Source organism: Natronincola peptidivorans, from assembly GCF_900111615.1.
GTDB classification, from domain to species: Bacteria; Bacillota; Clostridia; order Peptostreptococcales; family Natronincolaceae; genus Natronincola_A; species Natronincola_A peptidivorans.
The window spans coordinates 1-2,151 of sequence record NZ_FOHU01000050.1 but is presented as its reverse complement, the minus strand read 5'-3'; the positions used below and the strand labels follow the sequence as shown (position 1 = coordinate 2,151).

At 30.3% G+C, this 2,151-nt stretch carries 2 protein-coding genes; both read right to left on the bottom strand.

Annotation, left to right across the window (positions count from 1 at the left end; translation table 11 throughout):
* Window positions 1-60: 60 nt before the first annotated feature.
* Entirely contained in the window at window positions 61-828 is a 768-nt protein-coding gene (gene istB / locus BMX10_RS17650) for an IS21-like element helper ATPase IstB (RefSeq protein WP_090447107.1), read from the bottom strand.
* A gap of 4 nt (window positions 829-832) precedes the next feature.
* Complete coding sequence (gene istA / locus BMX10_RS17645) at window positions 833-2,050, bottom strand: IS21 family transposase (protein ID WP_090447105.1); 1,218 nt, start codon at window positions 2,048-2,050, stop codon at window positions 833-835.
* Between the last annotated feature and the right edge of the window lie 101 nt (window positions 2,051-2,151).

The following is a 2,151-nucleotide window of genomic DNA, read 5'->3' as shown; positions in this document are numbered from 1 at the left end:
TGTAAATGTCAATCCCGAAATGCACAAAATTTATAATCTCAAAATGTACAATTATTATAATTAGTGGTTATTATTTTTCCTAACTTCAAGTAACTCAACTTTTCCTTTTAATCTATAAGAAGGTCCTGTTATTTTAATAATACTTGAATGATGGATCAGCCTATCTAATATGGCATTAGCAAGTGTAATATCTGAAAAAACTTCCCCCCATTTACTAAAGGGTTGATTAGTAGTAATGATGGTAGAGTTTTTTTCATATCGCCTATTGATTAATTGGAATAGCAGATTAGCTCCCTGTTTATCAATAGGCAGATAGCCTATTTCATCAATGATCAATAACTTATACTTAGCATAATGCTTTAACTTAGCCTCTAATCTATTTTCAGCATGAGCTTTGTTAAGCTGCATAATTAAATCATGACATGATATAAAGTAGGTGATATATCTTTTCTTAGCTGCAGCTACACCAAGTGCCACAGCTAAATGAGTTTTCCCAACGCCAGAAGGACCAAAGAACAATATGTTTTCCTTCTTTTCTATAAACCTTAAGCTTTCTAAATCTAATAGTTGGGCTTTATTGATGGATGGCTGAAAATCAAAGTCAAAATCTGATAGTGTTTTTTCAAAAGGAAAAGCTGATACAGATATTTGAATCTTTGAAGCTCTCTCATCTCTAAATTCCAGTTCCTTCTCAGTTAATTTTAATAAAGCATCAGTAAAAGGAATTTCGTTTTTGGCTATTTCCTCTAAGAAGTTTGGCAAAAAACTTCTGAACTTCTCTAATTTCAGTATTTCTAGATTATTAAGTAGTTTGTTATATGTACTCATGAAATCAATCCTCCAAAAATATATCCATATTTTTTAAATTTTCTTCAATAAACAACTCTACGTCCTCGTCTGAATAATGTTTAAGTGCATCTGAAAGTAATATTTCTTTTGCATGATTTTTTTTATAGTGCAGGATTTTATCGGATATTTTATGACAAGCAATTAAATCTTTAGTATAATAAATGTATAATTCAGTGTCTATTTGTGATACTGTTAAGTAGCAACCTATATAACTTGTTGGGACAGAGTATTTTTTACCTTTATACCTAATCATGGATTCATTAGATACCTTATATTCTTTTTCGTGGTGGAAATATGATAAAAGGAGATCCATAGGTGGTAGAGGGTTTAAATACTCTTTTTCTTTTTCAAATCTTAGAAATGGCACCTCATTTGTTGCTTGTGATACCTCGCTATTAATCTCTTGATTAAACGACTCTACAATAATTTCTAATTCTTCAAAGGTATCAAACTCTTCGTTAAAAGGTGTTAATCTATCTACTAGCTTTGCAAGAGCTTCGACTTTACCTTTTGTTTCAGGTCTGTAGGGTCTACAGGTAATTACTTCAAATCCAGCATCCATAGAAAAGTATTTAAAATTTTTATTTATAGCTATATTCTTAAAGGTTGTTTTACTTCTATCTACTACTGTAGACATATTATCAAACAGTATTTCTCTTGGAATGCCTTGATAATATCTAAATCCTTCAAACAAACATTCAAACAGTGTCTCTTGAGTCCTATCTGTTGTTAGCTTTAAGAATTTAAGCCTTGAATAACCTAAAACCATTAAATATATATTGATTTCAAACACTTCACCTTGCCTGCTAATCATTTTTATACTTTCTTTCCAGTCCACTTGAGCTTGAAGACCTGGGCTTGTATCAAATCTTATTGTTGCTTTTTTTATTTCTGATTTCCTATGATTCTTAACGAAGTTATTTACTGTCTGGTATCCTCCTTCATAGCCTTTTTTCTGAATAAATTTGAATATTGCCATTGACTTGGATCCATAACTATCTACTTTATCCATTATTATTTCTTTATAGTCATCTAGCTTGCTTTTTACTTCTCTTGATTTCCTAGCTACATCTCCAGAATTATTAATATATTTCTCTACTGTCCTCCTATCACAATTAAACCTTCTAGCTAGTTCACTTTTATTCAATAATTCAGCCTCCTCTCTCAACAGTCTTATCTGATTAGACACATCTTTTCGCATAATATTTCCCCTATCTTTTTTGAAAATATTATACTAAAAAATGTACAAATCTGTGTATTTTGAGATTAGAATTTTTGGCTAATTTGATTATATAATTTACA

Excerpts from the sequence above, each read along its gene's own strand:
- istB (WP_090447107.1), bottom strand. The coding sequence starts at position 828 with ATGAGTACATATAACAAACTACTTAATAATCTAGAAATACTGAAATTA.
- istA (WP_090447105.1), bottom strand. The coding sequence starts at position 2,050 with ATGCGAAAAGATGTGTCTAATCAGATAAGACTGTTGAGAGAGGAGGCT.